Raw genomic sequence first — 26,762 nt, forward strand, 5'->3', positions numbered from 1 at the left:
TTTATTTAAATAGCATTCACACGATTATCATTCGTTCACCCCGTTCTTCTGCAGTAACCTCACAATACTATCCAGGCTGTCAAAATTTTCGGGAATGATGTCAATACCATCAATGACGATATCATATTCGGTGTCGAGAGTATCGACCAGCGTCACTATATCGAAGGAATCAAGCATACCTTCCTCTATAAAGTTTACAGGCTCGCTGAAATCGAACTCGGGACGTAACTCACTCAAAATCGAAATAATTTTCTCTCTCATAATCTTTTTCTCCTTTAATCTTGGCAATTATATACCCTTATTTATTTCTAATTAATACATAATCATAAAGTCTCTCTACTTCAAAGCCGTAATGACGGTAACGTTTAATGGCATTTTCATTACTAGCTATCACCCAAAAGAGTTGACGCTTGGTGGCGTGGCCAGCTCGCATAAATTCATTGAACAATCGGGAACCAATCTTTAAATCCCGGTATTCGGGCAAGACAAACCAATAACGCAGATATAAGGTCTGCCCGTTCAATTCAAAGATAACGAATCCATACACCTTACCTGCTTCCTTATATACAAGAACGCTCTTCTGCGATATAAAATACAGTATTTCCTCATAACTGGGCAACTGTTCGGACAAAGGATCAAAGTAAGAGTGAAGCATATCTAACACCACTTGAGCATCGACATCTTCCGCAAAGCAAACATTGGGGGTATCGATCTCTTTAAATTCCAGAGTTCCGATACGGTTCATACGGTAGAGCTGCTCATACACGCTGAAGCCTTGCTCTACAAACACATCTTTCAAATCCACGATCTTTGCATCACCTACAATGTCCACGACCATTTGCTCGGCAAATATTGGCAGAAAGGCTTTCAAGTTTTCTGCCAACTGTTGTGAGGTTGTGGTAATGAAGAACAGATTGTTGACCGAGTTAGTCAGATGGAGCAAAAAATAGCAGTCAGGGAAGGATACGTAAAAGAGTTCCCCTTTCTCTATCCATAGAGAGTGCTTCTTCCTATCCAAGAAGAAATTGGTCAGATAGCCCTTACGCAAAGAACGAATATCGCTCACAAGGGCATTAATCTTATCAAGTGAATCTATCTTATCCATTGACTTGGTTGTTATAGAACAGGCGGTCAATCTTACCGTTCGTATTACGTCGCAACTCATCGAGATGATGATACACAGTGGGCAGCATATATTTCGGTAACTCCTGTCCTATACGTTTACGAAACTCTGCCGGAGTGATCTCCTCAGGCGATTCATAGAACAGGGTGATCTCTTTCTTGGAGAAGTTATAAACCACACATCCGTTCTTCACCAGCTTGAGCTTGTTGATGATGATGTGCTCTATCTCGCCCAACTCTGTACGATAGCCCATATGCTTAATCAGCGTATCCTTTCTGCCTTTGAAAACGATCTCACCACGCTCGTTGATAACCACGACATCGCCCGTGCGATAGATTGTTTCAGGATAAGCATGGTTCAGAGGATTCTGCACAAAGGCAGACGCAGTCTTTTCGGGATTGTTGTAATAGCCCATAGCCAACGAAGTGCCACGTACACAGAGTTCACCTTCTTTGCCGGCTTCTGCCACCAGCTTGTTGTCCGCATCCAGAATAAGGATATCCGTGTTGCGGCAAGGGAATCCGATGGGAATAGACTCCTCGTCCTTAATTTCCCGGTTGACGATGAAACAGGTACAATCAAGCGTAATCTCGATAGGACCATACAGATTGGCAAACGTCGTCTGAGGCAACATCTTGCGCCAGTAGTTGAACTGCTTGGTAGGAAATACCTCGCCTGCAAACCATACAGTCTTTAATGCGGGCAACTGAATGGAGGAAAGCAAGTCCATATTGGCTATGTTCACCATAATGGTGGGTACCCAGAACAAGAAAGTAACCTTGTGTTCCTCTAATATTTTCAGAATAGAAGCAGGGAAGGCCGACAAGTGTTCGGGAATGACAACAAGGGTACTTGACTTGGCCATCAGCATGCACAACTCGAAGCTGTAGATATCAAACACCAATGGTGACAAGGAGCCCATCAGTTCGTTATCGTCAAATTTGAACGTATCCAACGCCCATTCGGTAAAATCAAAGAAACTCTTATGGTTAAGTACCACTCCCTTGGGTGTTCCCGTAGAGCCGGAAGTGTTGATGATACACAACGGGTCGGTGTCAATCAACTTCCCAAGATTGGTGAAAATAGCGGATTCGTCCACCTGTTGTGTAAAATCCATCCCGTCTAAATTAATCACTTGAACATCGGACGGAATGACACTAACGATACTTTTCAAGTATTGATTATTGGTGATGATGACACCGGGGCAAACCAAATCCAAGATGTTCTTGAGACGTTCCGCAGGGTACCTCACATCCAAGTTCATATAAAAATTACCAGAATAAATAATCGCCAAATCCGCATACACACTCTCGATACTCTTGTTCAAGAACACAGCCGCGGGGCGCTTGATACATCCGATGGCAGAGGCAAGCACCAAAGCCTTTCCACGAAGTTCGGAAAAGGTTATGGTACGGTCACGGTCTATCACCGCAGTCTTTTGAGGACATCGCTGTACGCTCTCCTCAAAGTACTCAATGAGATTAATCTTCATCATAACTATCTAATAAATATTTTTCGATTCTTACGAGTAATGGATCGATCACTGTTTATTCAGCGGTTCATAGAAATGAGTTTTGGAAAGATCCAGAGCAACACTTCCACACGTAAGGCCAGCGCCATAGGAACAAAAAACGGCATGCCTCGGACGGTTTGCCTTGTTCAATCCATAAAGATCACATAACAAATTGGGGATAGTGGAGCTACTTGAGTTACCAAATTCCTTCATGTTCACTGGAAATTTCTCTTGACTTGACTTCAATGCCATTCTAACATTCTTAATAACCAACTGATTGGATTGATGCAACGCATATATATCCACATCTGAATCCTCCCATTTCATCAAATCCATCACAGCGCGAATGCTTTTAGGACCGTTCACTATACTAAATGAGAAAACCCCCATTCCATCTTGGCATATATATCCACCATGGGGCATCATGATCCGATCGTATCTCGCACCATCTGAACAGAGATGGAAGGCCATGCCTGTTGTTCCTTTTGAAATCAGTGAAGCAGTACCTATATCGCTCGCATCAATACTACCAACAGCTTTAGGGTCAAGACAATTCTTCAGCATATCACCTCCAAGAACTAAAACATTCTGACATAATCCACTATGTATCCACATGGCTGCTTGCATCAAACCATAGATATAACCGGTACAACCATAATTAATATCCAAGCAAACGGTCTCATTCTTCAATCCTAATTTATGCTGGAGATAGACAGAAGTATCAGGGAGCGCCCAATCACGAGTCACAGTCAATACAACCAAGCCATCTATGCTCTCTCTGCCGATGTTATCCTTACTGATTAGATATTCGGCAGCGTTGAAGCACAAATCGGATGATTTCTGATTCGCATCGGTTCTGTAAACCCATTCAACACCTGTTGTGCGGATAACATCTCTTGTCTCTTTTTCACCATATTGCTCGGCGAAAGAAGACAAGGGAATCTTATTACTCGGTAGCCAGCTTGCAATACTGCGGATAAAGACATCTGGTATGATTGTTTTCATGCCTTTCTTTCTTTTACGATATTGAAAAGATCCTCAATTGTATCGGCATTACGCACGTCTTGGGTGTCCAGCTCCACACCATATTCCTGATAGACCATCGCCACGACACCAAGACTTGTCAGCGATGACCAACTATCCAGCTCATGAAAATCCAAATCAGCTTCAAAAATAGCAGGATCTTCCTCTTCGAATTGGGAAACAAATTTGCCAATAAAATCTTTTAATTCCATATATCAAGTATTTTTAAATCTAACCCTTCCAAACAATATTTTTTTCTACTACCACAGCTGGATCACCTTTCACTATACTGAAAGCAGGTATGTGACCGGAAACCACCGAACGTGCAGAGATTATGGCACCTGGCTCGATTACCGCCCCAGGCATCACCGTGCAACTTTCCGTTAACCATACATGTTCTTTAATAGTAACGGGAGAGGAGGTTTTATATCCACGAATCGATATAAAATGTTCCCCATTATTATCGCGGATAGTGACATTTCGTCCACATCCGGTATGCTGTCCGATAGAAATATGGTCAGCGCATATGATTGTCAAGCCTATATTCGCACCCAACTCGCCACCTATTTCTAAAATAGCGTTTTGAAACACTTCAATATCGGCACCATACGCAACATTATAGGATCCATATTTAATCTCCATCCTTCCACCGCTTTCTATTAAGAGCCTACTATCCAAACGAGAGCCTTTGATGCGCTTATTTCCAAAATAGAAAGGCGCATTCAATATCAGTTGTGCTTTAGATTCTAGAACTATAGTGCAATACTTATTTATGATGAAGTATTTTCCTTCCAAAACATTTCCTTTTACTTGCTCACAAAAAAAATTATATCGAAAATTTTTCAACCATGTGCCAAGGCTCCAGCCAGAGACTCTTTTTACATTCAAAAAAAAGCGTACCAAATTTTTTAGTTTTTCCTTGACGCTAAGCTGTTCTACTCCAAAATGAGGCAAGTACTTCTTGATACAGGCATCCAGTGATTCATTGAGGATAGCATAGAACGCATCCCTGTCATGACTAGAATGGCACAAAGGCTTCATTAAATGGCAATTTCCTGCTATGGCCTTGTCTAGAGGGAAGTCCTGCTTTTTCAGCGTTTTTATATTCTGTATCAAGTCAGCGCCTTTTTTGCTATGTACAAAGACTACGGACGTTCCCAAATCATTATCAAATTCTTTGGGAATATACTTTTTATCAGCCCATAAATCACCTATAGTGATGTCGGTAGTTCTAGGAAAACCCTTGAAGGGACATTCAAAGCAACTCGGTCGGCATACCTCAGGAACGACATAATTCAGAATACGCCACGGATTGTTCTCCAACGTTTGATATTCGACATCTCTATTCTCAAAGAGGACCTTAAAAGTATGCTTACGCCATCCTAACTCCTTGTTTTTAGCTTTAAAATAGACTACCTTTGAATGATGCTTGTTTTCCAGATATTCTATGTACTTCCGAAAAAACAACGGCGAGGCTATACCCCTACAGATATAATCCACCAAAATCAAGTTATCATAAGGTTTGTGCAGGAAGCCGCGTAGGGCTGCCATCTGACATGGGCCTCCACAAACAAGTACAGGCTTGCCAGTCTTCAAGGCTTCACGAACAGTGATATAAAATCCATCGAAACGACTCTGAAGGTATTTGCTAGAGCGCAAACGAGGCAAGTCGATCTTATCAGCTGAAAGGAACTGAGACACTGACCAGTCTTCATTATAGACCGCACCACCCACGTAGCCGCCTTGCTTGTAAACGTATTCGGCAAGGGCCGTGAATGTTCCACCGGAAGTACTGTCGAAACGTACCTCAATATTCTTATGTACGGCGGCATAGCACGCAGGAATCTCAAAATCATTTTTCTTTAGCTCTTCAGAGTGCAGATTGGGGCAGATCTTTTCACAAAGACCACAATCTGTACATTTATTTTTATCAACTTCCGGATACCAAAATCCCTCTATATCGGTCTTGAAAGTAATAGCCTTATGGGTACATACATCACCACAAGCATTGCAGCCACAGCATTTACTTTTATCTGTAATTTGAATCATTTATAATATAATTTATATCGAACGTAAACAGTCATTTTAAACCTACAAAAACCTAAAATGAAATATTTTTAATTTTATTTCACAATAAAGGGGTTATATGTAACTATTCAGCAATAGCAAAGACATGGTACATTGTCATCCTATAACGACAAGATGGTATTGATTGCCTTAAGTTGTGATTGTTTGTTCTTCCAGACAGTGTCGGCGACAAAATGACGATCCTCCGTCATAATAAACTTTGCATTTACGATAACAGCATAATTCAAGAATTTATTGTCATTCGGATCTGATTTTATCAAATTAAACTTATAATAAGGAGTAAGGATGCTGATATATAGATTGTTCAAAATAACATCTAAGGTTAGTTTAGTCATCTCTTTTCCCGTCAGTTGCTCTAACATTTCTTCATTTTCATCAAGGATCTTTCAGATGCACATAATTCATTTGCGTCATCTAAGAACGACTGCCATATTCAATGATATCGGTTTCTACTCGGAATACTTTGAATCAAACTATTCGTATCCAATACGATTTTACTCATCGTTCAAATCTGTACGAAGGTGTATTGTCCTCAGCTCGTCAAGCTTCTCCTGATTGAGACCTCTCGAATCCCATAACTCATCCAAACGTTTGTCCAATTTTTGCGAAAAATATTTCGTCAAAACCGCTTTCATCTCTAATAGCTTTTCCTCCGAGCCATCAAAAGCAAAAAACTTCAACAAATATTGTTGCACGGGATAAAATACTGTCGCTTCCATATTCTTTTGTTTATTCATCCAAAATAGATGCTTGCATATCAAATTGAATGTATGAAAATATAGTCAATTCCTTTTACCACAAACATTTCTCCTTGAAATATTCCTTCCTCAATCCAACTCCTCAAACCGAGAATTCTGGCTCTTGAACTCAGGCACGAAGGCTTTCATCTCCTTTACCATCGGGAGGATCTGGACACGAAGGGATAATTCGATTAATACATGGATATGTGTTATCACATCCTTATAGTCGTACTCACGAACCGCTGCCACCCGAATCTTCTCGTGAGGAGTCTCTTTCGTGTTCTCCTTGTTGTTCAGTAGCTCTTCATACAATTTCTCGCCGGGGCGGAGACCAGTATACTTAATCTCGATATCCTTGTCTACCTGCAATCCGGACAGCTCAATCATGCGCTTCGCCAAATCCGCTATCTTCACCGGTTCTCCCATGTCGAAGATGAAGATCTCACCGCCCTTACCCATCGTACCGGCCTCTAATACCAGACGACAAGCCTCCGGGATGGTCATGAAGTAACGGATAATATCGGGATGGGTGACCGTCACTGGGCCTCCTTGAGCGATTTGTTCACGGAAACGGGGGATAACCGAACCATTACTACCTAAGACATTGCCAAAGCGAGTCGTAATGAAACGCGTCTCGCCTTTCACCTCTCCTCGCTCAATCGCAAGGCTCAGACTCTGTACGTAGATCTCGGCCAAGCGTTTGCTACATCCCATGATGTTCGTGGGGTTCACCGCCTTATCTGTACTGATCATCACAAATTTCTCCACGCCATAGCTTACAGCGGCATCTGCCATCACACGAGTACCGAACACGTTTGTTCGGATCGCCTCGCAGGGGTTCTCTTCCATCAAGGGGACATGCTTGTAGGCCGCCGCATGGAACACCACTTGGGGGTGCCAATTGCGGAACATATAATCCACACGGTCCGGGCTGCGAACATCGCCGATCACCGGGACAAAGTTCAGTCCCCTGTATTTCTCTTCCAATTCCAGACGGAGATTATGCATCGGAGTCTCAGCGGAGTCGAAACAAACCAACTTCTTAATCGGGAAATGAGCCAGCTGGCGACAGATCTCGCTACCGATACTGCCGGCGGCTCCCGTGACAAGCACGGTCTTCCCTTCCAACAGATTGCCGATCTCATCCAGATTGATATGGATCTCCTCACGACCTAGCAAATCCTCGATACGGATCTCTCGAACGGAACGCTTCGCCTCACCTCCACGTAGCTCCTCCATCTCCGGAACTACCAATGTCTTCAAAGAGGCCTGCTCGCAATAACGGATCAAACGGTCACGCTCCTGATGGGCAACCTTTATATTGGGGAAGAGAACGCCATCCAAGCTGTTGCGAGGGATCAAGCGATACAGATCCTCCACGTTCTCGATCTGGTAGACCGGCAACTCCGCGATCCGGATGCTTTTCTTGGAATTACCAAAGGAAAGGAAGCCCATGATGCTATAATTCTGCATGAATACCTGACGGTTAGCCGATGTGGCGATCATCACGCTTTCCTCCTCCGTGCCAAAGACCAGTACCCGCTTGCGTTTCTTGCCGAGTTGCAGGAGGACGCTGTTATAGACATTGATCACGAAGACACGCAACGTGACCAACATCACGATCGTCAACGTACTATCCATGATTCCACCCAACCAATAGATAGAAGGGCTGAAACGGGCTTTCAACAGCCAAAGCAGCAGGAACATCAAGAGCGACTTGCCGATCGCAGCACCACCGATCCGCCACAAGCCACGCAGCGTGGAATGGCGAATAACCCCATGATATGCTTTGAACAGCAAGAACGAAACGATACTGGCCACAAATGAGGAGAGGCCCACTTTCAGCACATCAGACTCTCCAATACGTATATGCAGAATGGAGAACATTCCTAGTACGCCCAGCAACGATACGGAGAGCGAGACGAAAAGGTCCGCACTAAAAATGATCCAACGGTTGATATACCGCAAATTCACCAGACGGCCTAAGGCCAATCGCCATCTGCCCTTATGAAAATCCATCATTTGTATTTTGTTTGTTTTATATTCAATGCCCTAACTTTTCCCAACGGCGGTGCCTGTGACTCGTGGCGTCCCGAAGCGGCGGGCGTAATACAGCTTTCCGTCCGCAAGATCGTACCATCACCCTGGTGGATGATTTGGATCGCATGGGTTGCATTGGGCAGGATCTGCACATTGCAACCGTAGATATGGAAGACGAAACGTGCTTGTTCCGCCCGCTCATGGTTTTCTGTCATATCGTAATTTTTTCAGTAAGGTTATCACTTTTCGTTTCCCTTGGAAAACGAGGTATATATGAATTGCCCTGTGAAGTATATATCAATTGCCTAACGCAGTATATATCCTCGGGCATATGCAGTATATCTTCTCAAAAACGGCCAGTTGAACGGTGTCTGAGACGACTGCTCCACGCATCGTTGATACGGGCACGGATGTTGCTGACGCTTTTACCCTTCGTGATTCGGGGGGTGATGGGTAGAAAGAGGCGGATGAAACGCTCTTTGACCATCTCCTCGGGGGTTATTTTCGGCTCGTTCTCTTGCATGACCAGAATGACTTGGGCCAACTCGGTAACCGTCCGGCACTCGACGATCTGCGCAAGATAGCGTTCCAGATCCTCTTCTTTATTTATATAGGCACGAAAACGGATCGTTTCAGGCATGAGACCAGATCTACCGTCCCCCTCTTCTTGGGAGGTCTCCCCGCAATATTCTCCCACATAGAAGTTCTGGATGGCTTCCGTAGCGTTGGGGAGTATCTGGTTATTGCCGCCGTGTATGGTAATCGTTATATCAGACATAAGGTATATATGAATCGTTTGTCAATGAAAAGTAAACAGTTTGTCAACGGTTATCAACGGATTTGATTTCGCTATCCGGGGGTTGTACTTTCGCATTGTCAACAATAAGTTTAATCTTTTAAAAAAGAAGTATGATTAATTATTCAACTTACATGTGGAAAAGTCCACTGGATGAGACCGCAAAGGAACAGGCGTACGCCAAGAACCAAGTGACGAAAGTGATGAGTTTCGATGATTTCGTGAAGCACATCTCAGATCACAACGGTGTTTTCACACGCGGCACGGTAAAAGGCGTGGTAAGCGACACCTGCTCATGTCTAGTGGAACAATTGCTGAACGGCTACAAGGTACAATTCGGCGAACTAGGAATCTTTAGCATCTCCATCACCTGCGAGCCGGCCGCTACACTCAAGGACTTCTCCAGCGATAATATCAAGGCAGTGAACATTCTATTCAATCCGGGTATAGACTTCGAGAACCTACGTTCTAAGGCAGAATTCAACCTAGTAACCAGCCGTGCGATCCAAGCCGCCTCGCTGAAGGCGGTAAAGGAGAATAAAGACACGGTAGACTTGGCAGCGTTGAAGAAAGGAGACTCAGAATCTCCCGATGAGATCTAAATCCTACCATTGAGAAATACGGCTCTTAAACCATGAAGCTTATTTTATTCATTTATTTAAAGACTACAAGTATGAAAAAAACAAATTGGAAGAGCGTTTTGCTCTACATCATCCGTATTGTCGAACTGGTCATCACCGGTGCCGCCGGTGGAGCCGCTAGCGGTTGGATCGGATGAGAACCATCACGCTGATTATCGTGCATTACTCTGCCAATAGGCAGGGCAGCACTTTACGGATGATGGACATCGACCGTCTGCATCGCTCTCTCGGCTGGAATGGCTGCGGATATCACTTCGTTATCCCGACCGATGGTACGATCGAGACCGGTAGACCCCTTGAACAAGTGGGCGCTCACTGTAAGAACCACAATCGGTACAGTATCGGGGTTTGCTATATCGGAGGACTCGCCAACGATGGAAAGACTCCCATGGATACCCGAACGGAAGCCCAACGAGAAGCCCTACAGGGTTTGCTTCGTGAATTGCATCAGCGATTCCCCAAAGCCCTGATCGTGGGACATCGGGACTTGGACCCGTTGAAATCCTGTCCCTGTTTTAATGTAGTGAGCGAGTTTTCCGATTAGTTTAACGCAGGGAGTCCCTTCACCTCCCTCGAATGCCATGCTTGGTAGGCGGGAGCGGAGAGTTCAGGTACAGTCAGTAACTTGTAATCCGCCCCGTTCTGCTTAGCTATATGTTTTCGTTCATACAAACGGAGGGAACGATCCGTTACGGAAACCATGACAACCGGAAAAGGATAAGCGTACAAGCGCATCGGCGTGATCTCGCTATCCGGAAAGGCACGACGCAATTGATAAGCGGAACGTTCGAACGCAACCCAATAAGATCCCGTACAATATAAATGGATCGAGGCCTGATTCGCACACTCACGATTCATGATCTCTCTCAAATGTTCTTTCAGCAATAGCATCAAACGGATACCGGAGGGAGTTTCGCTTTCCTTGCTCATGACAGTCTACTATTTAATGTTTTAGCCAAATATCGTAATCGTGTAAACGCTGTATCAACAACGCCTTGCTTCTCTTAGGCGAAGGGTCATCACGCCAGGGATCTACCAGCTCATGCGCCATACGGTAATACAGGTTGCTATTCGTGCAGCCGTAAAGCGTGACGAGCAGCAAGGCACGAGAATTCACTGCCTTAACCAATGGAAGCATATTGCGTAGGGTGGAATACAAGCGTTCAAACTCCTCTTCCTGATCCAACAGCTTATAGGCCGGAAGGAGTAATGAGTAAACCTTGCAACGCATCACGTCGGTCTCCACACGAAGGGAAGCATAGCCCTTCAGCACCTCACAAACCAGAAGTTCGTCTTCCTTTCCCAATTTGCCCGAGAGATAATAACGCCCCAACGCCTTGTGCATACCTTCCGATAAACGATCGTTATCCAAATGGGTATAAACATGCTTGCCTTTCGTATTCAACTCGATCAGCTCATACTCGCCTTGTCTTACCTCAAATAGAGGAACCCACATACAGTCAAGGATACGTACCATGACATCCTTATGACCTCCACCCGGTTGCACCACCACCTCAGCCTCCATCCCCATGAAAGAACCCGAGGTGATACGTACACGGTCACCTTTCAGCAAGCGACCGCTATCCGGTACGTACACCGGAAGCTCATTGGAATAAGATTCAGCCATCCAGCGTAAGGTCTCCATCTCATGATCTGACAGGTAAGGAAAATAAGAGTGTTCGCCCACGGATACCCGAGGAAGAAGATTATATAAGGGCATGATACGTTTCAAACGGAAAATCTCATTCTCCGAAGCATGGATAAACACATAGTTGTATAAAAGAGGCTTCCTCGTATTGACCATCTTGCCTCCCACCTTGCGAGCCTCGACATACGAGGGGGCAAAGTACTCGAACAAGGGTTCCCCACAACGTTTACGACGGGAAAGCTCGGCATCTAATCCTTTTGACGAATAGATATTATCACGTCCCCCAACAGCGGTAGGAAGCGTCAGTACGTACCAGCGTACAGCCTCCTGGCTACGGCGATTGCGTATATGCACCATAGCTCTATCAGAGCTATTACTTGTCATGATATTCATTGAGGAAGATAATTCAGAGCCTTACCAAGATATTCTTGTAATACCCTGATAAATAAACACTTATGTGAAAATAAAAAGGAATTACTGAAAATTTGCATCCCTTCAATACTCATGCTACTTGGCGAGTAGCCAAACTGACTGCTACTTGGCGAGTAGCCTTAACAAGAGGAGTGAAAGGATATTCCTTAGTTGTAGAGACGGAGCGTGTCCCGTTTCATCCCCTTACAATGGTATTTTAGTTACTATCAGGCGGTGGGAGACGGAGCACGCTCCATCTCTACATGATGTTATATGGAGTTTACTTTGGATAACGTGATGATTTCGGGAATAACGAGGCCATTTCGTTTCTATTGCCATGTCTATACATCAGAAATAAGAACGAAGATTTAAAGAGAATTAAGGTTGAAACACAAACAAAGCCTAATATTTGCTTGTGTTATGTTATTTTTTACTACATTTGCGGCATGAAATGAACGCTACTCGCCAAGTAGCGTACTTTTCTTCACCCTACTTTCGGCGCATAATTATACACACTCTCGAAACAAAGTTTGTTTACGATCGAGAGCTTTTCTAAAGAGAAACTCTTCAAGTATATTTGCGTAGTCTTGATAGATTTATGCCCTAACAGTTCACTGATCATCTCAATCGGTACGTTTTGCTCCTTCAAGGTCGTGGCGAAAGAGTGACGAATCGTGTATGAGGTAACCCGAGTACGAATACCGATGGATTCCGACAGTGTTTTCAATCTGCGGTTAAAACCTCCTAATACGGTATTATATTCCTTGTAGGCATCCTCACCGGTCTTCATTCCCTCTAAAAATGGAAACAGATAGGGCGAATCCTCGGTTGTATCGGCTGCCAACTCATTCAGCAGCCCTTGTGCCTCCGCTGGGATCTCCACCTGTATAAGGGATCCGCTTTTCTGCCGATAATAAGACAAGATCCCTTCCTTGATATCCTCCTTTCGCAAATGCGCCAAATCTACGAAAGCCATCCCGCAAAACAAAAACATCAGGCAAAAGGCTGATTGAGTCCTCTTCTGTTGCGGATCTGTCACTGGGCTTGTCATCAGCAAGCGCAGGCTTTCCGAAGGCAACGCCTTTTTACGTTTACTCTCAACCCCCGTAAACACATTCTTAAACAAATGAGGGATATAGGCAGCCTCACCCACCTCTACCGCTAAATTATAGATGTGACGAATCCGGCGCATATAAGTAGATACCGTGTTACGAGCACATCCCTTGGCCAACAGCCAAGATTGATAACGCAAAAGTGTATCCCGATTAATATACGCATAAGGAATCTCTTCCCGGCCACAAAAACATTTAAACGACCTCAACGCATCTTGATAACTCTTCGCCGTGGAATAACGCTTTTTCTCACGCAGGCAGGTGATATACGTAAGTACACCCACCACAAAATCATTCTCATTCATACTTTATCTCCTTAAGAATTAATACATAAAAAAATCCTCTATCTCTCCGTTTACACAGGAAAGATAGAGGATCTTCATAAAATCCTTAAAGAAATATATTATTTTCCGGCTTTCTCAGCAGCAGCTTTCTTATTGATCTTCTTCTTCTGCAACTCGTAAGCGATCGGAGTAGCGACGAACAAAGTAGAGTATGTACCGATAATGATACCTAATAAGATAGCGAACGTAAAGCTTCGGATCGTGCTACCGCCCAAGATGAAGATACACAATACAACCACCAACGTAGTCAATGATGTATTAAATGTACGACACAAGGTAGAGTTCAACGCATCATTGATCACTTGATAACGATCACGCTTCGGATACAAAGCGATTGTCTCACGGATACGGTCGAATACAACCACGGTATCATTGATAGAGTAACCGATAATCGTCAAGATAGCTGCGATAAACGTCTGGTCTACCTCCATTGAGAACGGAAGAACCTTCCATAACAAGGTATAGAAAGAAATGATACACAATGTAGTCGTAGCAACAGAGGCGAACGCACCAACAGAGAATGACACATCACGGAAACGAAGCAGGATATAAGCGGCCATACAGATCATGGCGAAAATTACCGCTAAGATAGCGCTATTCTTGATATCGTCTGCCATGCTAGGACCCACCTTCTGCGAACTCTGTATGAAAGTAGTCGTGAACTCATCTAATGTAGTTCCTTCCGGAAGTAAGGATTTCACGCCCTCAAACAATTTATTCTCGATCTCTTGATCTACCGTAGGATCGTTATCATTGATCTTATAGTTGGTAGACACACGTACTTGATCCGCTGTACCGATCTGGATAACACTAACAGAACCGTCTAACTGAGCGTCCAGCATATTACGAACATCGTCAGTCTTCACCTCTTGATTAAAACGAATCACGTAGTTACGTCCACCCGTGAAATCGATACCGTTATTCAAACCGATCGTCATCATGGAAATAGCACCCAATACGATAATAGCGGCCGGAATCAAATAACCGACCTTGCGAGCACCCAAGAAATTGATCTTCGGGTTTGTCAGCAAGTCTTTCGTCAGAGAAGTCGTGAATGTCACGTTCTTCAATTTATCTTTCGCTAACAATGCCTCATAAACGATACGAGTCAAGAACACGGCTGTAAGGAATGAAGCGAACAAACCGATGATCATCGTCGTAGCGAAACCACGGATAGGACCCGTACCGAAATAGAACAATACGATACCGGTAATGATAGATGTCAAGTTTGAGTCGAAGATAGCGGAGAACGCATTGCTGTAACCGTCGGCGATAGCCTTTCCTAAAGACTTACCGGCACGAAGTTCCTCTTTCGTACGCTCATATATCAATACGTTAGCATCGACTGCCATACCTAGCGTCAACACCATACCGGCAATACCCGGCAAGGTAAGAACCGCTTGGAAAGAAGCAAGGATACCCATCGTGAAGAAAATGTTCAATACCAAAGCACCATCGGCGATCAATCCCGGTACCAATCCGTAGAATGCGCACATATAAACCATCAACAGCACCAATGCCAAAACGAAAGAAATCACACCGGCATTGATAGCCTCTTGTCCCAAAGACGGACCAACGACGTCTTCTTGAACGATATGTACGGAAGCAGCCATCTTACCCGATTTCAATACGTTCGCTAAGTCCTTCGCCTCTTCCGGTGTAAAGTGACCGGTGATTTGTGAACGACCTCCCGTGATCTCATCGTTTACGTTCGGAGCGGAATAAACCATCTCATCCAAAACGATAGCGATCTGGCGACCGATATTCTCTTTCGTCAAACGAGCCCAAGCCTTAGAGCCTTCGGCATTCATAACCATGTTAACCATTTGCTCTGAACGACCGGCTTGTTGCATAAAGTCAGCGTTAGCATCTGTTACTACGTCACCACCTAAAGCGGGACTTCCGTCACGGTTCGTTACCTTCAAGGCATATAACTCAAAGAACTGCTCTTTATCATCGATCGCCTTTACACCCCATTTTAAAGCCAAGTTACGAGGCAATACCTCTTTCACTTGTTTCATGTTCAGGTATTCGCTGATCTTCTCCATATCTTTTGCTTGAGCGATACCTACCGTCGAACCCGGAGACAACTGACCGTTGTACTGGCTAATCTGCAATAAAGCAAATAATGGATGTTGCTTAGCGAACTCTTCCATGCTTTGATTAGCTTCCGTATCTTTTTTATCTTGACCAAGCTCAGCCAACAAAGAATCGGCCTCACTTACATTCGCATCAGCGGCATCAGCGATTTTCTCAACATTATCGGTAGCTACAGAATCAGCGGAAGTCTCCTTACTTAGGATAGTAGCCAATACATTATCAGCGGCAACCAATTGTTGATAGATTTCCGGCAACTTATAAGTTTCCCAGAATTCCAAGTTAGCGCTACCTTGAAGCAACTTACGAACACGTTCCGGTTCTTTCACACCCGGCAACTCAACCAAGATACGACCCGCTGTCTCCAAACGTTGGATGTTCGGAGAAACCACACCGAAACGGTCGATACGAGTACGCAATACGTTGAATGAGTTATCAATCGCACTCTGCAACTCTTGTTTCAAAACAGAAACAACCTGAGCGTCAGAGCTCTGGGGCGTGATTTTATCTTTTAACTCGAATGTACTGAAAATAGCGGAAAGACGTGCGCCGCTATCCAACTTCTTATACTCCTCAGCGAAAAGGTCGATGAAATCTTTTTGGCTAGTCGCTTGATGCGCGTAAGCTAAATCCAACGCCTTGTTGAAATTCTCGTCTTGGTTGTTGTTAGACAACGAACGGATTACATCCGCCACGTTCAACTCAAGGACAACGTTCATACCGCCCTTTAAGTCAAGACCTAAACTAATTTCCATTTCACGGCATTGCTTAAGCGTATAGCCTAACCATACCTTCTGAGTAGATAGTGAGTCTAAATAAGCACTCTCTTTCGCAGGATCTCCACCCGCATACTCAGCGGCTTTACTGTTGTAATGTTGCGTCACGAACGAGAACGACAAATAGAACAAACAGACAAGCGTAAGTAACACCGCGAAGACCTTTACAAATCCTTTGTTTTGCATCTGAATCTTAGGTTTATGTTATTACATTATTTATATTCGTTTTTTCACAGGGTGCAAATATAGACTTTTTTTCTTTGATAAAGAGCAATTAGTATAATTATTTGTCACGCTCATAGTTTATTTCAAACGCAAATGTATATCTTTGGGGCTAAAATAATAAGGAAAATATACCATGAAACAGTTATTATTCGCTCTGTTATTTATCCCCGCCCTGCTATTCGCGCAAGAGGATCAACACTATCTGGCAGGGGCCGTTCCGGTTGCAGACGGTAAAGTCGTTTTTACCCGAGAGATTAATGCCCCCTCTTTAAGCAAGGCACAAATCTACCAACAACTATTAAAATGGGGACAAGAAAATTTTAACACAAAGGAAAGTAGAGTAGCTTATCAAAATGAGGCAAAAGGCGAGATCGCCATTATCGGAGAAGAATATATAGTATTCTCCAGCACAGCCTTATCCCTCGATCGGGCGATGATGAAATACCGTATTATCATTGAATGTAAGGAACATGCTTGTACCCTGCAACTTGCGGGCATCCGATATGAATATAACGTGTCTTACCAGAACGAGCCGGAGAAATACCTAGCCGAGGAATGGATCACGGACGAGTATGCCTTGAATAAGAGCAAGACGAAATTGAACCGTATCAGCGGTAAGTTCCGTAAGGCCACGATTGACTTCGCAGACAAGACGTTCGATAGCGCAACCAACACATTAGGCGCACAGTTGCTGACAACCGCACCGGTAGAACCAGTATCCGCTCCGCAACGGGAAACACGAGCTGTGGCACCGATGGAAGGTTTCGTAGCGTTCCAAGCTGACAAAATACCTAGCACGATCCTCCAAATGTTACCGGACAACGCTTTACAAATCAAAGCCGTAAAAGGAAATACGACCGACGCAAACGTTGAATGGAAAGGCATAGGCAATATGTTCGGTAAAACGATCAGTACAATCTCCATATCCAAAGATAGTCCTGCTTATAAAGCGATTGGCAATAACGATGTATATCGATTATCCTTCTCCAAGCCCGGCACATCTGCCGATGCGCCATGGATTATTATCGAGTGCCGTAAACAAGGCGAGACCTCCGAAGGACAGCAAACGATGTTAATCGGCGAGATTACGAATGTATGGATCAAATAACGAAAAAGAGAGTTGCATTTATGAAAAAGATTCTATTATTAATATATATGATGTTCCCTGTGCTAGTCATGGCGCAGGGGCATAAAGGCGAGGTAGACGAATGCGCCCCCATGAAAAACAGGAAGGTATGCTATAGCGATGATGTAGAGATCGAGAATACCTCTAAACTAGAAATATTCAACGCTATTAACGCATGGGCTAAGAAATCTTATGGAAAAGATGTCTTCTTATCCAACGTAAACTCGAACAAGAACAAAGGGACCATCTTCGTAAGCTCTAAGGTTGAATTATTGTTGAATGATACAGACAAGACTATCATTAAATATAAAATGCGTATCACCTGCTTCGACAACCGGTACACGATCGAGGCGAGCGATATCGTATATCAATATGATCCGCTAAACGATAAAAAGTACAAGACCTATAAAGCGGAAGATGTAATCGCCAATAATGGGGATAGCAATACGATAGCGCTGATCAAAGATCCTAAGCTATTCTGTAACGCTACCTTCTTCTTTGTCGAGAACTTGTTCGCCGACGTATTTGACGCTGCGCAGAACGCAGAATCCGAGTGATGAAACCCTTTTATTCAAGTTTCAGATAACACCATAACGGGTAGTGGTCTGAATAAGCGACCTTATCCACGGAACAATTCATAGAGGTCATGTTCGGGGAATGCAGGATATTATCGATACGGAACCAGAAGAAATTTTGATTATAGGTAATGCCCATTCCCCGGCCAGACTCGGCAAAGGCATCCGTCAAATCCCCTTGGATCGTACGGTGCGCATAAGAAATAGGCGTATCATTAAAGTCACCGCATACCAAGACATAATCTCCTTTCGCGTTCTTAATCTCTTTTGATACCGCTTCCGCTTGCTTAGCCCGAATCCGGAAAGCAGGTCCTAGCTTTTGCTCGAACGCTCCTTTCAAATCGTCCAACCCATCCGAGCTAAAGCTCTTTATAAGGGATGAATAACGGGTCCGATCCTCCATCGTCAGTTTAAACGATTCCAAATGGTTATTAATCAAGGTCAACTTCTTTCCCTTGATGTTCACTTCATGTACGGAAGAGCCGTTATAATCCGAATCGTATTTCACCATCCGGGAATTCGACAGCGGATATTTGGAGAACACAGCGATGCCGAAACTCTGGAATTTCGTGGAGCTTTGATAAAATACAGAACGATAAGGATACATGCTCAACGCATCATAGATCTTAGAGGCAGTAAGGCTCTTCTCTGATTTAGCCGTGGCATATTCCTGCAAACAAACAATATCCGCGTCCGAGTTAGCGATATATTGGATAATCTTGTTCGGAGCTATCTTCGTATGATTCTTGTACCCAAAAGCCATCACATTATAAGTCAGCACCTTCAGTACCTCTTCCCGAGGGACATCCTTATGCGAGTGAAACGGAAAATAGCGTTTCACGGGACCCCAACATAACAAGAAGGAGAATATGCCGATCAATAAGAACTTCCATTCCCATAAGAACAGCCAATAGATAATAAAGCAAAGATTGACTACACATAAGACTGGAAAGGCTAATCCCAGATAAGATAACGTCATACTCGTCTCAGGAGACACCCGATCCGAGTAAGCCGAGACTATCAACAACACGACAGCCACCACATTCGCTACGACAAATAAGAATTGAAGAAAAATCCGTAGAGTTTTCATAAGTATCTGTTATTTCTTACTGGCGTCGAAAAGTCGCTTTTTCTCTTCAGCGGAAAGGCTCTCATAACCGGAACGTTTCAATTTATCCAGTATAGTATCTAGATCCACCGACTCCTGATGTTTGCGTGCGTTATACTCATAATCCGTTTCGTTACGTTTATAAGTCACACGCATCTTCGGTTTCCGTTTGCCCAAATTCACGAACCAGTCGATCAACCGATTCATTGGAGCGGTCAAGTCCTTTCCATTACGAATACGGGAAGCAAACCACATACCAAACAAAGCCCCGCCGATATGGGCGATATGTCCTCCCGCATTATCAGAAGTCATCGCCAACAAATCGATCACCAGCGTAAAGATAGCCAAATAAATTAATTTGATCCTTCCGATCAAGAATAAATTAATCTCCAAATCCTTCCGGTAAAACGACACGGCGAAAACGATCGCCATAACAGATGCCGAAGCCCCCATCAAATAGCTAAAAGAAGCCACGTTCTGGAAATAAGGGAAAATATTATAAGCAAGGACAAACAATATCGCACCCGCAAGACCTCCCAATATATACAAGCCTCCCAACTGCCGCTCATTGAAGAAATTCAAGAACAATCCCCCGAACCAATACAACCAAAGCATATTGAACAAGATATGCAAGAAGTCAAAATGAGTGAACATATAAGTAAACAACGTCCACGGACGGAAGAGCAAAAGTTCCGGAGAAGCCGGTAACTGCAAATACTGCAAAAAAGGTACCCCTTGCACATTAAAGAGCATAAACAATACGCTGGCCAAACGTATCAAGATAAACAAGCCTACATTTATATATATCAGTTTCGACAGGATATTACCCGACTGAAACATACGCTTCAAATTAGTAAAAATACCGTCCATTGTCTGCATCTTTCTTTTTCCAATAACGAATTAGGAAATAACCGAATAACATACCCCCCAAATGAGCGAAATGCGCTACCGTATCGCCACCAAAACTAGCCACACCCATAAATAGTTCGGCAAGACCATAAAATATTACGAAATATTTGGCTTTAATCGGGATCGGTATGAACATCAAGTACAAAGGAACATTCGGGAAGATCATCGCGAATGCCAACAAGATTCCGAATACGGCACCCGAAGCGCCAATGGTCACGAAATAATTCAAGAACTCGCTTTTGCTGATAATCTGGGCTCCATTCAAGTTTATCATGTCTTGGCTAGCGAAGATCACATCCCGCAAATTAAAGAACCATACCACCTCTTGTACCAAACCGGCGCCTATACCCGTCACGAAGTAAAAAATCAAGAAACGTTTGGGGCCCCATACGTTCTCCAATACCCGGCCGAACATATAAACGGCGAACATATTAAAAAACACATGCGCGAACGAATGGGTATCGTGCATGAACATATAAGAAACGATCTGATAAGCCTTGAAGTCGGTAGCACCCGGGAAGTGAAGCCCTAATAAATCCACCAAATCGATGCCGACTTTCGGCAGTGCAAGGCTGGCTACCCAAAATAGCAAGTTTATAATGATAAGATTTTTCGTTACCGGCGGGATACTATTCAAGAACCCCGAATTTGTCTGATTCATCATATACTACGTTAATTTAGCGGCAAAGGTAAATATATTTTAGCCGTTTTTGCCCATAATAATACTAAAACATATGTAAATCGGTAAAAAAAGTAGGTTTTTCTTTTGTGATATTTCAAAATAAAACTACATTTGGAGCCGTCTATCGGTTATCATAGTTTTGTTTAATATATTAACAGTCAAACCATCATGAACAAATCAGAATTTATTAGTGCAGTCGCTGAAAAATCAGGTCTCAGCAAAGTGGATGCTAAAAAGGCAGTAGAAGCTTTTGTTGACACAGTTTCTAACGAATTAAAAGAAGGCGGTAAAGTCGCTCTACTTGGCTTCGGTTCATTCTCTGTGTCAGAGAAGGCCGCTCGTAAAGGTGTTAACCCGAAAACTAAAGAAACCATTGAAATCGCAGCTCACAAGGCCGTGAAGTTCAAGGCTGGTGCTGAATTGAACGAGCTAATCAAATAAGAAACACCATTATTCTCTATAGAAGAAGGATACGATGCAAATTGTATCCTTTTTTTGTGTACCTTCGCGTGCAAATAAAATCCGAATTATAGTTAGACGAATATGGTTATCGAACAACAGATTACCGGGGCTATCATAGCCGGCATCAAAGAGCTGTACGGAGCGGATGTCACCGCTAGCCAAGTGCAGTTACAAAAAACGAAAAAAGAATTCAAGGGGCACTTGACCCTAGTCGTATTCCCATTCCTTCGCATGTCGAAGAAATCTCCGGAGCAGACCGCTCAGGAAATCGGTGAGTACTTGTTGAGAAACGAGCCAGCGGTAGCTGAATTTAATGTAATCAAAGGATTCCTTAACCTGACGGTCGCTTGCTCTTGCTGGATCGATTTACTAAACTCGATCAATGAGCAGCCCGCTTACGGTATCATTCCGGTTACCGAGCAGTCGCCTTTGGTTATGATCGAATATTCCTCTCCCAATACAAATAAACCGCTTCACTTGGGCCATGTCCGCAACAACTTATTAGGATACAGCTTATCGAAGATCATGAAAGCGAACGGTAACCAGATCGTAAAGACGAATATCGTAAACGATCGTGGTATCCATATCTGTAAATCCATGTTGGCTTGGCAGAAATGGGGAAATGGAGCTACCCCAGAGTCTACCGGAAAGAAGGGTGACCATCTGATCGGTGACTTTTACGTATTATTCAGCAACAAATTAAAAGAGGAGACCCATGCGTTAGAAGCGAAAGGCCTTACCAAGGAAGAAGCCGAGGCTCAATCCACCTTGATGGCGGAAGCCCGTGAGATGCTTCGTAAATGGGAAGCCGGAGACAAAGAGGTGCGTGCGCTTTGGGAAATGATGAATAATTGGGTATACGCCGGGTTCAACGAGACTTATAAGATGATGGGCGTAGATTTCGATAAGATTTATTACGAGTCTCAAACGTATCTGGAAGGAAAAGGCAAGGTGATGGAAGGCCTAGAGAAAGGGATTTTCTATCGCCGTGAAGACGGCTCCGTATGGGCTGATTTGACGAAAGACGGGCTGGATGAAAAATTATTGCTTCGTGCGGATGGAACTTCCGTCTATATGACGCAGGATATCGGTACCGCCAAGCTGCGCTTTGATGATTACCCGATCAATAAGATGATCTATGTGGTAGGGAACGAGCAGAATTATCACTTCCAAGTATTATCGATCTTATTGGATAAGTTAGGCTTCGAGTTCGGCAAAGGATTGGTCCACTTCTCCTACGGAATGGTAGAGCTACCGGAAGGTAAGATGAAGAGCCGTGAGGGAACGGTCGTAGATGCCGATGATTTGATGGCCGAGATGATCAGTACCGCACGTGAGATTTCCCAAGAATTAGGGAAATTGGACGAGATGACTCCGGAAGAGGCTGAGAATATCGCCCGAATCGTAGGTCTTGGCTCCTTGAAATATTTCATATTAAAGGTAGACCCTCGCAAGAATATGACGTTCAACCCGAAAGAGTCTATCGACTTCAATGGGAATACGGGACCATTCATCCAATATACCTACGCCCGTATCCGTTCCGTATTGCGCAAAGCGGCGGAACAGGGCATCGTATTACCGGAGCAGTTACCGCTTACTTTCGCCATTTCCGAGAAAGAAGAGAACCTGATCCAAATGATCGCCGATTATGCGGAGATCGTGAAAGAGGCAGGTAAGCTATACAGCCCGGCCTGTGTCGCCAACTATATTTATGATCTGGTAAAGGAATACAATCAATTCTATCACGATTTCTCCATCCTTCGCGAAGAGAATCCGGAATTGAAGAACTTCCGTTTAGTCTTATCCGCCAATGTAGCTAAGATCGTGAAATCCGGTATGGATTTATTAGGCATCGAGGTTCCGGAAAGAATGTAACGATAGAAGATGAACATAAACGAGAAAACAAGAAAGGCTCTCCTTCGATTTCAACAAAATGAAATCACGGAGAGCCTTCTCTATACGCAACTCGCCGCTATCGAGAAAGATCCAAGCAACAAGGAAGTATTACTACAGATAGCGAATGACGAGAAAGGACATTATACGATCCTGAAAAAGTATACGGGGCAAGAGATCTCCCCGAATAAATTACGTGTCACTAAATACTACTGGTTGGCACGTATCTTGGGGATTACTTTCGCCATTAAGCTAATGGAAGGTAGCGAGGAAAGCGCCAAGAATGATTACGCCTCTTATGATGAGTATCCGGATTTGCAACAAATCGCACGTGACGAGGATGAGCATGAGCAGAGGTTGATCGCCTTGATCAATGAGGAACGGTTGGAATATATGGGTTCTGTCGTACTGGGGCTAAATGACGCTTTGGTAGAATTTACAGGTGCTTTAGCTGGCTTTACCCTTGCCTTGAGCGACTCTAGATTAATAGCGTTGACCGGAAGCATCACTGGAATAGCCGCCGCATTATCCATGGCTTCCTCCGAATATCTATCTACCAAGTCCGAGAGTGGAAATGAAAACGGGAAACATCCTGTTAAGGCATCGATCTATACGGGAATAGCTTATATCTTTACGGTAGTCGCCTTGGTCGCTCCATTTATCTTTATATCGAACGTATTAATGGCTTTAGGGCTTATGCTCATCATAGCGTTAAGCATCATCGCCCTTTTCAACTATTATTATTCCATAGCGAGAAGCGAGAGTTTCCGGAAGCGTTTTACCGAGATGGCAGTACTTAGTTTTAGCGTGGCCGCATTAAGCTTCTTGATCGGATATGCGTTAAAAGAATTTACGGGTATCGATGTCTAAAAAAATCATAGTTATGTTTTGAAAAATTCATAGTTATGAGTTTAGTAAATCATAACTATGAATTTTTAGAGCTATAATCAAGCCTTTTTCCGTGTCGTACGTTTCTTCGTCGCGGCAGGTTTTTCTCCCGCCTCGGCGATTATCTTCTGGCATTCCTCCAAGGTCAAGTTCTCCGGTTTCTCTATCGTCTTAGGGATTCTGTAATTCTTTTTCTTATAAGAGATATAAGGGCCGAAGCGACCATTCAAGATCTCCATTTCCGGATCCTCATCGAACTTCTTGATAAATCGTTGCTCATCTTTTTGTTTTTTTGCCTCGATCAACTCGATAGCTTCCTCGGCTGTTATCGACAAAGGATTCAAGCCCTTCGGTATGGATACGAACTTTCCGTCATGACGGATAAACGGGCCAAAACGTCCGACAGCGGCAACCATGACCTTACCTTCATATTCACCAATCGTACGGGGTAGATCAAACAATTTCAAGGCTTCTTCCAAAGTAATCGTCTCGATAGATTGCCCCTTCATCAAGGTTGCGAACTGAGGTTTAGGAGCCTCTTTATCCTCTGGGTGCGCCTGCCCGATCTGTACGACTGGGCCATAACGACCGATCTTCACGAAAACAGGTTTGCCGCTCTTCGGATCGATACCCAATTCACGCTCACCCACTTTATGCTCCGTACGGACAGAGGCTGCCTCTTCCACGATCGGATGGAATAGTTTATAGAATTTATCGATCGCGTCCGTCCATACCATCTCGCCTTCCGCTACGGCATCGAATTCCTTCTCTACGCTCGCCGTGAAGTTATAATCCATAACGCCCGGGAAATACTCCATCAAGAAATCATTCACGACCGTACCGATATCGGTTGGCATCAACTTATTCCGGTCCGCTCCTACGATCTCCGTCTTTTGGACTTCCTTGATCGTATGCTGAGCCAAGGTTATGATATTATAAGTACGCTCCGTTCCTTCCTTATCCCCTTTCACGACATACTCTCGATTCTGAATCGTCTGGATCGTAGGCGCATAGGTAGAAGGACGACCGATTCCCAATTCCTCCAAACGGCGAACCAAACTTGCTTCCGTATAGCGGGGAGGACGTTGCGTGAAACGTTCGGTAGCGACGATATCCTTCATACTCAATACCTCGTTCAAGGTAACCGGAGGAAGAAGGCCGTTTTCCTGTTCCTTCTCATTCTCGTCATCAAAACTCTCGCGGTACACCTGAAGGAAACCGTCGAAAGTAATGACCTCACCGGTAGCCACGAACTTCTCTTTCTTGCCGCCGATGCCTACGGAGATCGTCGTACGCTCCAACTCGGCGTCCGCCATCTGGCAAGCGATCGTACGTTTGCGGATCAATTCGTATAATCTCTTTTCCTGAGCGGTCCCGCTTATCTCATCATTGCTGATATAGGTCGGACGAATCGCCTCGTGCGCTTCTTGCGCTCCCTTGCTCTTGGTATGATATTGACGGAATTTATAATATTTCTCACCGTAGGTATCCAAGATAGCTTCTTTTGCCGTCCCCAAAGCCAAATCACTTAAGTTCACGGAGTCAGTACGCATATACGTGATCAATCCGGACTCATACAGGCGTTGGGCGATCATCATGGTCTGCGAGACCGAATAACCCAACTTACGGGCGGCCTCCTGCTGCAAGGTAGATGTCGTAAAAGGAGGGGCTGGTGTTTTACGCACCGGCTTTTTCGAGATATCATCGATCGTGAAAGAAGCGTCCTTGCAAGATTCAAGGAATGCCTCCACCTCTTCCTTATCTTTCAAACGACGGTTCAGCTCCGCCTTGAGGATTGTCGTACCATCCGGCAAGATAAAGCTAGCGATCACACGGTAGGCGGCCTCCGAGACAAACTCGTTGATCTCTCGCTCCCGCTCTACGATCAGACGTACGGCAACCGATTGCACGCGCCCCGCGGATAAAGCCGGCTTCACCTTACGCCAAAGAATGGGGGATAGCTCGAAACCCACGATACGGTCTAAGATACGACGGGCTTGCTGCGCGTTCACCAAATCGATATTGATATCTCTCGGCGTCTCAATCGCATGTAATATAGCGTTCTTGGTAATTTCATGAAAAACGATACGTTTCGTATTCTCAGGTTTCAATCCTAATACCTCATATAAATGCCAAGAGATGGCCTCTCCCTCCCGGTCCTCATCGGAAGCCAACCAAACCTGCTCGGCTTTCTTGGCTTCGTTCTTCAATTCGGTCACGAGTTTCTTCTTATCTGAGGGAATCACGTATTCCGGGGCATAATTGTGTTCGAGGTCTATACTGAAATCTTTCGTTTTCAAGTCGCGGATATGACCATAGCTAGACATAACCTTATAGTCCTTTCCGAGGAACTTCTCGATGGTTTTTGCCTTGGCTGGTGACTCCACTATTACCAAATTCTTTTGCATATCTATTTTTTGCTGGTTAGAAATCGGGTGCAAACTTACACAAATAATTAACGTACGCAGTATATCGATCACTAAAAAAGCGTTTTTTCCTATACATTATATATATAGTCATGCGTTTCTATTTACCTTCGCGG

General features: G+C 44.2%; 26 protein-coding genes. 7 read left to right on the plus strand and 19 right to left on the minus strand.

Annotated elements, in window-relative coordinates; translation table 11 throughout:
* Nucleotides 1–27: 27 nt before the first annotated feature.
* The 11 genes from CI959_RS04590 to CI959_RS04640 all read right to left on the minus strand — a co-directional run bounded on the left by CI959_RS04590 (nt 28) and on the right by CI959_RS04640 (nt 9,305).
* Nucleotides 28–261 (minus strand): hypothetical protein, encoded by a 234-nt coding sequence (locus CI959_RS04590; RefSeq protein ID WP_008779271.1) that lies wholly within the window; start codon nt 259–261, stop codon nt 28–30.
* 37 nt (nt 262–298) lie between these two features.
* The gene (locus tag CI959_RS04595) at nt 299–1,105 is read right to left on the minus strand and encodes a GNAT family N-acetyltransferase (protein ID WP_057316391.1); all 807 of its coding nucleotides are present in this window, start codon (nt 1,103–1,105) and stop codon (nt 299–301) included.
* Nucleotides 1,098–2,618 (minus strand): amino acid adenylation domain-containing protein, encoded by a 1,521-nt coding sequence (locus CI959_RS04600; RefSeq protein WP_230327230.1) that lies wholly within the window; start codon nt 2,616–2,618, stop codon nt 1,098–1,100. Before CI959_RS04600 ends, CI959_RS04595 begins: the two co-directional genes overlap by 8 nt.
* 45 nt (nt 2,619–2,663) lie before the next feature.
* Complete coding sequence (locus tag CI959_RS04605) at nt 2,664–3,641, minus strand: 3-oxoacyl-ACP synthase III family protein (RefSeq protein WP_057316389.1); 978 nt, start codon at nt 3,639–3,641, stop codon at nt 2,664–2,666.
* Entirely contained in the window at nt 3,638–3,871 is a 234-nt protein-coding gene (locus CI959_RS04610; RefSeq protein WP_057316387.1) for an acyl carrier protein, read from the minus strand. Before CI959_RS04610 ends, CI959_RS04605 begins: the two co-directional genes overlap by 4 nt.
* A 19-nt stretch (nt 3,872–3,890) precedes the next feature.
* Nucleotides 3,891–5,708 carry a Coenzyme F420 hydrogenase/dehydrogenase, beta subunit C-terminal domain gene (locus tag CI959_RS04615; protein ID WP_057316385.1) on the minus strand — a complete coding sequence of 606 codons (1,818 nt, stop codon included), beginning with the start codon at nt 5,706–5,708 and terminating at the stop codon, nt 3,891–3,893.
* Nucleotides 5,709–5,848: 140 nt separating this feature from the next.
* On the minus strand, nt 5,849–6,109 hold the full coding sequence (locus CI959_RS04620) for a nucleotide-binding protein (RefSeq protein WP_230327231.1): 261 nt from the start codon (nt 6,107–6,109) through the stop codon (nt 5,849–5,851).
* A gap of 132 nt (nt 6,110–6,241) precedes the next feature.
* Nucleotides 6,242–6,466, minus strand: coding sequence for a hypothetical protein (locus CI959_RS04625; protein WP_044545775.1), 225 nt, complete (start codon nt 6,464–6,466; stop codon nt 6,242–6,244).
* A 108-nt stretch (nt 6,467–6,574) separates the two neighbouring features.
* Nucleotides 6,575–8,509 (minus strand): nucleoside-diphosphate sugar epimerase/dehydratase, encoded by a 1,935-nt coding sequence (locus tag CI959_RS04630; protein ID WP_057316383.1) that lies wholly within the window; start codon nt 8,507–8,509, stop codon nt 6,575–6,577.
* Nucleotides 8,506–8,742, minus strand: coding sequence for a hypothetical protein (locus CI959_RS04635; RefSeq protein ID WP_036617756.1), 237 nt, complete (start codon nt 8,740–8,742; stop codon nt 8,506–8,508). Before CI959_RS04635 ends, CI959_RS04630 begins: the two co-directional genes overlap by 4 nt.
* Before the next feature lie 131 nt (nt 8,743–8,873).
* Nucleotides 8,874–9,305 (minus strand): hypothetical protein, encoded by a 432-nt coding sequence (locus CI959_RS04640; protein ID WP_009276205.1) that lies wholly within the window; start codon nt 9,303–9,305, stop codon nt 8,874–8,876.
* Nucleotides 9,306–9,436: 131 nt separating this feature from the next.
* Here CI959_RS04640 and CI959_RS04645 point away from each other — a divergent pair, with 131 nt between their 5' ends.
* Both CI959_RS04645 and CI959_RS04650 read left to right on the plus strand, forming a co-directional pair.
* Nucleotides 9,437–9,925, plus strand: a complete 489-nt coding sequence (locus CI959_RS04645; protein ID WP_005859232.1) for a hypothetical protein — start codon at nt 9,437–9,439, stop codon at nt 9,923–9,925.
* 172 nt (nt 9,926–10,097) lie between these two features.
* The gene (locus CI959_RS04650) at nt 10,098–10,508 is read left to right on the plus strand and encodes an N-acetylmuramoyl-L-alanine amidase (protein ID WP_057316382.1); all 411 of its coding nucleotides are present in this window, start codon (nt 10,098–10,100) and stop codon (nt 10,506–10,508) included.
* Here the strand turns inward: CI959_RS04650 and CI959_RS04655 are convergent.
* The 4 genes from CI959_RS04655 to secDF all read right to left on the minus strand — a co-directional run bounded on the left by CI959_RS04655 (nt 10,505) and on the right by secDF (nt 16,538).
* The gene (locus CI959_RS04655; protein ID WP_057316381.1) at nt 10,505–10,894 is read right to left on the minus strand and encodes a hypothetical protein; all 390 of its coding nucleotides are present in this window, start codon (nt 10,892–10,894) and stop codon (nt 10,505–10,507) included. The two genes, CI959_RS04650 and CI959_RS04655, sit on opposite strands and share 4 nt — an antisense overlap.
* A gap of 13 nt (nt 10,895–10,907) precedes the next feature.
* Complete coding sequence (locus CI959_RS04660; protein WP_057316380.1) at nt 10,908–12,005, minus strand: hypothetical protein; 1,098 nt, start codon at nt 12,003–12,005, stop codon at nt 10,908–10,910.
* A 502-nt stretch (nt 12,006–12,507) separates the two neighbouring features.
* On the minus strand, nt 12,508–13,440 hold the full coding sequence (locus CI959_RS04665) for a site-specific integrase (RefSeq protein WP_057316378.1): 933 nt from the start codon (nt 13,438–13,440) through the stop codon (nt 12,508–12,510).
* Between the two features lie 98 nt (nt 13,441–13,538).
* Entirely contained in the window at nt 13,539–16,538 is a 3,000-nt protein-coding gene (secDF, locus tag CI959_RS04670) for a protein translocase subunit SecDF (protein WP_012056088.1), read from the minus strand.
* Between the two features lie 172 nt (nt 16,539–16,710).
* Between secDF and CI959_RS04675 the strand changes: the two genes are divergently transcribed.
* Together CI959_RS04675 and CI959_RS04680 are read left to right on the plus strand one after the other, a co-directional pair.
* Nucleotides 16,711–17,685, plus strand: a complete 975-nt coding sequence (locus CI959_RS04675; RefSeq protein WP_057316376.1) for a DUF4468 domain-containing protein — start codon at nt 16,711–16,713, stop codon at nt 17,683–17,685.
* A gap of 20 nt (nt 17,686–17,705) precedes the next feature.
* Nucleotides 17,706–18,260, plus strand: coding sequence for a DUF4468 domain-containing protein (locus CI959_RS04680; protein ID WP_057316375.1), 555 nt, complete (start codon nt 17,706–17,708; stop codon nt 18,258–18,260).
* Nucleotides 18,261–18,270: 10 nt separating this feature from the next.
* Here CI959_RS04680 and CI959_RS04685 read toward each other — a convergent pair whose 3' ends face one another.
* Genes CI959_RS04685 through CI959_RS04695 form a run of 3 tightly spaced genes read right to left on the minus strand, consistent with a single transcriptional unit; the run spans nt 18,271 to nt 20,959 of the window.
* The gene (locus CI959_RS04685) at nt 18,271–19,368 is read right to left on the minus strand and encodes an endonuclease/exonuclease/phosphatase family protein (protein WP_009276208.1); all 1,098 of its coding nucleotides are present in this window, start codon (nt 19,366–19,368) and stop codon (nt 18,271–18,273) included.
* A gap of 9 nt (nt 19,369–19,377) precedes the next feature.
* Complete coding sequence (locus tag CI959_RS04690; RefSeq protein ID WP_012056087.1) at nt 19,378–20,256, minus strand: rhomboid family intramembrane serine protease; 879 nt, start codon at nt 20,254–20,256, stop codon at nt 19,378–19,380.
* Nucleotides 20,237–20,959 (minus strand): rhomboid family intramembrane serine protease, encoded by a 723-nt coding sequence (locus CI959_RS04695; RefSeq protein WP_005859254.1) that lies wholly within the window; start codon nt 20,957–20,959, stop codon nt 20,237–20,239. The genes CI959_RS04690 and CI959_RS04695 overlap by 20 nt, the downstream gene beginning before the upstream one ends.
* A 186-nt stretch (nt 20,960–21,145) precedes the next feature.
* Between CI959_RS04695 and CI959_RS04700 the strand changes: the two genes are divergently transcribed.
* The 3 genes from CI959_RS04700 (at nt 21,146) to CI959_RS04710 (ending at nt 24,202) form a co-directional block, all read left to right on the plus strand.
* Nucleotides 21,146–21,418, plus strand: a complete 273-nt coding sequence (locus tag CI959_RS04700; RefSeq protein ID WP_095231415.1) for an HU family DNA-binding protein — start codon at nt 21,146–21,148, stop codon at nt 21,416–21,418.
* Between the two features lie 102 nt (nt 21,419–21,520).
* The gene (gene argS / locus CI959_RS04705; RefSeq protein WP_022192004.1) at nt 21,521–23,314 is read left to right on the plus strand and encodes an arginine--tRNA ligase; all 1,794 of its coding nucleotides are present in this window, start codon (nt 21,521–21,523) and stop codon (nt 23,312–23,314) included.
* A 9-nt stretch (nt 23,315–23,323) separates the two neighbouring features.
* Nucleotides 23,324–24,202 (plus strand): VIT1/CCC1 transporter family protein, encoded by an 879-nt coding sequence (locus CI959_RS04710; RefSeq protein ID WP_057316374.1) that lies wholly within the window; start codon nt 23,324–23,326, stop codon nt 24,200–24,202.
* A 77-nt stretch (nt 24,203–24,279) separates the two neighbouring features.
* Here CI959_RS04710 and topA read toward each other — a convergent pair whose 3' ends face one another.
* Complete coding sequence (topA, locus tag CI959_RS04715) at nt 24,280–26,628, minus strand: type I DNA topoisomerase (RefSeq protein ID WP_008772731.1); 2,349 nt, start codon at nt 26,626–26,628, stop codon at nt 24,280–24,282.
* Nucleotides 26,629–26,762: the final 134 nt, after the last annotated feature.

The sequence above is a fragment of the Parabacteroides sp. AT13 genome, assembly GCF_002272965.1.
GTDB lineage: Bacteria > Bacteroidota > Bacteroidia > Bacteroidales > Tannerellaceae > Parabacteroides > Parabacteroides distasonis.

Excerpts from the sequence above, each read along its gene's own strand:
- CI959_RS04590 (WP_008779271.1), bottom strand. The coding sequence starts at position 261 with ATGAGAGAGAAAATTATTTCGATTTTGAGTGAGTTACGTCCCGAGTTC.
- CI959_RS04595 (WP_057316391.1), bottom strand. The coding sequence starts at position 1,105 with ATGGATAAGATAGATTCACTTGATAAGATTAATGCCCTTGTGAGCGAT.
- CI959_RS04600 (WP_230327230.1), bottom strand. The coding sequence starts at position 2,618 with ATGATGAAGATTAATCTCATTGAGTACTTTGAGGAGAGCGTACAGCGA.
- CI959_RS04605 (WP_057316389.1), bottom strand. The coding sequence starts at position 3,641 with ATGAAAACAATCATACCAGATGTCTTTATCCGCAGTATTGCAAGCTGG.
- CI959_RS04610 (WP_057316387.1), bottom strand. The coding sequence starts at position 3,871 with ATGGAATTAAAAGATTTTATTGGCAAATTTGTTTCCCAATTCGAAGAG.
- CI959_RS04615 (WP_057316385.1), bottom strand. The coding sequence starts at position 5,708 with ATGATTCAAATTACAGATAAAAGTAAATGCTGTGGCTGCAATGCTTGT.
- CI959_RS04620 (WP_230327231.1), bottom strand. The coding sequence starts at position 6,109 with ATGTTAGAGCAACTGACGGGAAAAGAGATGACTAAACTAACCTTAGAT.
- CI959_RS04625 (WP_044545775.1), bottom strand. The coding sequence starts at position 6,466 with ATGGAAGCGACAGTATTTTATCCCGTGCAACAATATTTGTTGAAGTTT.
- CI959_RS04630 (WP_057316383.1), bottom strand. The coding sequence starts at position 8,509 with ATGATGGATTTTCATAAGGGCAGATGGCGATTGGCCTTAGGCCGTCTG.
- CI959_RS04635 (WP_036617756.1), bottom strand. The coding sequence starts at position 8,742 with ATGACAGAAAACCATGAGCGGGCGGAACAAGCACGTTTCGTCTTCCAT.
- CI959_RS04640 (WP_009276205.1), bottom strand. The coding sequence starts at position 9,305 with ATGTCTGATATAACGATTACCATACACGGCGGCAATAACCAGATACTC.
- CI959_RS04645 (WP_005859232.1), top strand. The coding sequence starts at position 9,437 with ATGATTAATTATTCAACTTACATGTGGAAAAGTCCACTGGATGAGACC.
- CI959_RS04650 (WP_057316382.1), top strand. The coding sequence starts at position 10,098 with ATGAGAACCATCACGCTGATTATCGTGCATTACTCTGCCAATAGGCAG.
- CI959_RS04655 (WP_057316381.1), bottom strand. The coding sequence starts at position 10,894 with ATGAGCAAGGAAAGCGAAACTCCCTCCGGTATCCGTTTGATGCTATTG.
- CI959_RS04660 (WP_057316380.1), bottom strand. The coding sequence starts at position 12,005 with ATGAATATCATGACAAGTAATAGCTCTGATAGAGCTATGGTGCATATA.
- CI959_RS04665 (WP_057316378.1), bottom strand. The coding sequence starts at position 13,440 with ATGAATGAGAATGATTTTGTGGTGGGTGTACTTACGTATATCACCTGC.
- secDF (WP_012056088.1), bottom strand. The coding sequence starts at position 16,538 with ATGCAAAACAAAGGATTTGTAAAGGTCTTCGCGGTGTTACTTACGCTT.
- CI959_RS04675 (WP_057316376.1), top strand. The coding sequence starts at position 16,711 with ATGAAACAGTTATTATTCGCTCTGTTATTTATCCCCGCCCTGCTATTC.
- CI959_RS04680 (WP_057316375.1), top strand. The coding sequence starts at position 17,706 with ATGAAAAAGATTCTATTATTAATATATATGATGTTCCCTGTGCTAGTC.
- CI959_RS04685 (WP_009276208.1), bottom strand. The coding sequence starts at position 19,368 with ATGAAAACTCTACGGATTTTTCTTCAATTCTTATTTGTCGTAGCGAAT.
- CI959_RS04690 (WP_012056087.1), bottom strand. The coding sequence starts at position 20,256 with ATGGACGGTATTTTTACTAATTTGAAGCGTATGTTTCAGTCGGGTAAT.
- CI959_RS04695 (WP_005859254.1), bottom strand. The coding sequence starts at position 20,959 with ATGATGAATCAGACAAATTCGGGGTTCTTGAATAGTATCCCGCCGGTA.
- CI959_RS04700 (WP_095231415.1), top strand. The coding sequence starts at position 21,146 with ATGAACAAATCAGAATTTATTAGTGCAGTCGCTGAAAAATCAGGTCTC.
- argS (WP_022192004.1), top strand. The coding sequence starts at position 21,521 with ATGGTTATCGAACAACAGATTACCGGGGCTATCATAGCCGGCATCAAA.
- CI959_RS04710 (WP_057316374.1), top strand. The coding sequence starts at position 23,324 with ATGAACATAAACGAGAAAACAAGAAAGGCTCTCCTTCGATTTCAACAA.
- topA (WP_008772731.1), bottom strand. The coding sequence starts at position 26,628 with ATGCAAAAGAATTTGGTAATAGTGGAGTCACCAGCCAAGGCAAAAACC.